This is a genomic window from Sinomonas sp. (assembly GCF_051955515.1).
Taxonomy (GTDB): domain Bacteria; phylum Actinomycetota; class Actinomycetes; order Actinomycetales; family Micrococcaceae; genus Sinomonas.
Genome location: NZ_JBQCGQ010000295.1, coordinates 1 through 3,784, shown reverse-complemented (window position 1 = coordinate 3,784; position 3,784 = coordinate 1). Strand labels below are relative to the sequence as shown.

At 69.1% G+C, this 3,784-nt stretch carries 4 protein-coding genes; 3 read left to right on the top strand and 1 reads right to left on the bottom strand.

Annotated features, from left to right (window positions below):
• A partial coding sequence (locus ACTHL9_RS17700; protein ID WP_440520583.1) for an aldo/keto reductase occupies positions 1–618 on the bottom strand: 618 nt, incomplete at its 3' end.
• A gap of 194 nt (positions 619–812) precedes the next feature.
• Between ACTHL9_RS17700 and ACTHL9_RS17695 the strand changes: the two genes are divergently transcribed.
• From ACTHL9_RS17695 to ACTHL9_RS17685, 3 genes are all read left to right on the top strand, one after another.
• Positions 813–1,694 (top strand): helix-turn-helix transcriptional regulator, encoded by an 882-nt coding sequence (locus ACTHL9_RS17695; protein WP_440520582.1) that lies wholly within the window; start codon positions 813–815, stop codon positions 1,692–1,694.
• Between the two features lie 165 nt (positions 1,695–1,859).
• Positions 1,860–2,543: a type IV toxin-antitoxin system AbiEi family antitoxin domain-containing protein gene (locus ACTHL9_RS17690; RefSeq protein WP_440520581.1), complete on the top strand. Its 684-nt coding sequence runs from the start codon at positions 1,860–1,862 to the stop codon at positions 2,541–2,543.
• 53 nt (positions 2,544–2,596) lie between these two features.
• Positions 2,597–3,628: an aldo/keto reductase gene (locus tag ACTHL9_RS17685; RefSeq protein WP_440520580.1), complete on the top strand. Its 1,032-nt coding sequence runs from the start codon at positions 2,597–2,599 to the stop codon at positions 3,626–3,628.
• The last annotated feature ends 156 nt before the right edge of the window (positions 3,629–3,784 follow it).

Sequence of the window (3,784 nt, the reverse complement as noted above, 5' to 3'; positions counted from 1 at the left end):
CAGAGGGCTGTAGGTGATGACGCCCATGCGCTCGGCCTGCGCGAGCGGGAGGATCTCGACCTCGGCCTGCCGCTTGGCGAGGTTGTACATCGGCTGGATGAGCTCGAAGCGTGCGAGGCCCTCGCGCGCCGAGATGCCGTGGGCCGTCGCGATCTGCCACGCAGCCCAGTTGCTCACGGCGGGGTAGAGGATCTTGCCTTGCTGCCGGAGGTCGTCGAGGGCCTGGAGGGTCTGCTCCATCGGGGTGTGGGGGTCGAAGGTGTGGACGAAATAGAAGTCGATCCGGTCGGTGCCGAGCCGCGTGAGGCTCGACTCGACCGACTGCATGATGTGGCGCCGCGAGAGCCCCTGCCCATTCGGGCCGCCCTTCATGGGGAAGCCGACCTTCGACGTGATGACCACGTCGTCGCGCTCGCCGACTACGAGCTTGCCCAGGATCTCCTCAGAACGGCCCGCCGTGTAGACGTTCGCGGTGTCGAAGAAGTTGATGCCGCGCTCGCGGACGCGGCGGTACATCGCGGCGGAGGTCTCCTCGTCGGCCTCCGAGCCGAACGACATCGTGCCGAAGCACAGCGGCGAAACCTGGACGCCGGTCGAGCCAACGAATCTGTAGTCCATGAAAAATCCTTCTTGCTCAGGTGTCGTGGTTTACTTGCCCGCTCCGGGTCCGCCGAACACCTGCTTCGCGGCGGCGTTCTCCTGTGGCCATGCTTCCATCGAACGCCTGTGCTGACGGGTGAGGGAGAGCCCTGCTGATACTGGTTCTGCCAGTACCTCCCTTGGCTCTCCCTTCAGCCCGTAGCGTTGGTTGTATGGACAACCGGTTGGAGGCGCGCGAGTTCCTTGCGTCGCGCCGCGCGAAGATCACCCCCGAGGACGCAGGCCTGACGGTCTACGGGGGCAATCGCCGGGTTCCGGGACTTCGGCGCGAGGAAGTGGCGCTGCTCGCCGGGGTCAGCGTGGACTACTACACGCGGCTCGAGCGCGGGAATCTCTCCGGTGTCTCGGAGAGCGTCCTCGAGGCCCTCGTCCGCGCCCTGCAGCTCGACGAGGCCGAGCGCGATCACCTCTTCGACCTCGCGAAGGCGGCGAATGCGTCGTCGCGCTCAAAGCCGCGCGCGGTGCGCCAGCGGGTGCGGCCGAGCGTGCAGTTCCTGCTCGACGCCATCACCTTGGCGCCTGCGTTCATCCGCAACGGCCGGATGGACGTCCTCGCCGCGAACGAGCTGGGCACGGCCCTCTACTCGCCCATGTACTCCAATCCCGCCCGCCCCGTGAATCACTCCCGCTTCATCTTCCTCGACCCGGGGGCGCGCGACTTCTACCCCGACTGGAATCTCGCCGCGAACAACAACGTGGCGCTCCTCAGGACCGAATCCGGGCGCAACCCGTATGACAAGGGCCTCGCGGACCTCGTGGGCGAGCTCTCCCTCCGCAGCGACGAGTTCCGCGTGCGATGGGCGGCGCACAACGTCCGGCGGCACTATTCGGGGGACAAGCACTTCAGGCACCCCGTGGTCGGGGACATCGAGCTCAAGTTCGAGGCCATGGAGCTCGCCGAAGACCCGGGCCTCACCCTGACCGTCTACCCCGCGGAACCGGGCTCGAAGTCCGAGGAGTCCCTGCGGCTTCTGGCCAGCTGGGCCGCAACCGAGCACATCCTCGACCGCACCCGGGTCGCTGCTGGGGAGTAGCGCCACCACTGAGACCCGGGGAACGAAATTGACCTCCGTGTGTACGGAGTTGTGACAGATCGGCCACTGAGCCCCTTCGAGTCGGCCCTAGCCTCGCAGAGGAAGCGGCTCCGTCCGGAGGCACCGCGACCGCATTCATCAGGGCTTCGATGATCGGATCAGGGCATGACGGCTGAACTCATGGCGCGCCTCGGCGGCGTCGCGGACAACCGGTGGGGACTTGTGACAACGGCGCGCGCGGAGGAGGCCGGCATCAGCCGCAAGCAGATGTCGCGCCTCGCCATGGGCGGCTTTGTGGTCCGGGTTGCCCAGGGGGTCTATCGGATCGAAGGCGCCACGCCGGCGCGGCAGGAGGAGGTCGCCGCGCGCTGGATCGTGCTGGCGACGGCGGGCGAGCCGCCTGCGCCGGGCGTCCCCTCGGTCGTCGCGGCCGGGGAGAGCGCGGCTCTTCTCCACGGGATCGGAGGATTCCGGTTCGCTGGCAGCGAGTTCATCGTCCCCGCGCGGAGGCGGACGCGCCTCACCGGAGTGCGGCTCCGCGTTCAGAAGCTCACACCGTACGAAGTGACCATGGTCGAGGAGGTCCCGGCCCTCACGGTCGAGCGGACGATCGCGGATCTCCTCGCAACCGGCTCAAGTCTCCATATCGTCGGGCGCGTGGTGCGTGACGCTGTCGAGCAGGAGAAGCTCTCCTCGCCCGACCGGCTCGCTCAGTACCTCGCACCGCAGGCCACCGCCCAGGGAATGCCGCTCGGGGACGGCCGAGCCCTCCGCGAGCTGCTGTTCGACATCGCAGGAGTCCCCGAAGCCCGCCGCACTTCCTCGTGGAAGGCCTTCTCCCCGAACTGATCTCGTCCTAGGCTGGGACCCGGAAACCGATTCCTAGCTCATGGAGGATCTCTGTGGAATACCGCAATCTCGGTGCCAGCGGCGCCGTCGTCTCCGCGCTCTGCCTCGGAACCATGACCTTCGGTGCGGAGGCGGACGAGCCGACGTCGCACGCCATCCTCGACGACTTCGTGGCCGCGGGAGGCACCTTCATCGACACCGCGGACGTCTACTCGAGCGGCACGTCGGAGGAGATCATCGGGCGCTGGCTCGCGGCAGAGCCGGGCCGCAGGGACCGGCTCGTGATCGCGACGAAGGGCCGCTTCCCGATGGGCCAAGGCCCGAACGACCTCGGGATCTCCCGCCGCCACCTGCGCACCGCGCTCGACGCCTCGCTGCGCCGCCTCGGCGTGGACCACATCGACCTCTACCAGATGCACGCGTGGGACCCGCTCACGCCCATCGAGGAGACGCTGCGGTTCCTCGACGACGCGGTTGCCGCCGGGAAGATCGGCTACTACGGCTTCTCCAACTTCCTCGGGTGGCAGCTGACGAAGGCCGTGTACGAGGCGAAGACCCACGGTTGGGCTCCCCCGGTCACGCTCCAGCCGCAGTACAGCCTCCTGGTCCGCGGCATCGAGTCCGAGATCGTGCCCGCGGCGCTCGACGCCGGCATCGGCCTTCTCCCCTGGTCTCCCCTGGGCGGCGGCTGGCTGAGCGGAAAGTACCAGAGGAACACCGCGCCCACCGGGGCCACTCGGCTCGGCGAGAACCCACAGCGCGGCATGGAGGCCTGGGAACCCCGGAACGCGAAGGCGCGCACGTGGGAGATCATCGACGCCGTCCGCGAGATCGCCGATTCGCACGGCGTCTCGTCCGCGCAGGTGGCTCTCCGGTGGCTGGCCGACCGCCCCGCCGTCACATCCGTGATCCTCGGCGCCCGCACCCGTGAGCAGCTCGCCGACAACCTCAAGGCCGACGCGCTCCAGCTCGAGCAGGAGGAGACCGAGCGGCTGACGAAGGTCAGCGAGCCCGAGCTCGACGTGTATCCCTACGGCCCGCAGGCGATCCAGCAGCGGAGCCGGAAGATCGAGGGCGGCCGCTAGCCCCTCCCCGCCCCGCCCCGCGCCCCCCGTTGCGCCGTCACCTTTGCAGGGTGCGCCCCCCGTTGCGCCCTGACCGTTGGAGGGGGCCCGGCTTCCGGCGCTCCCACACAACCTCCCGCCGGGGCGGCGCACCCGGGGCGCGCCCTTCCCGGCCCC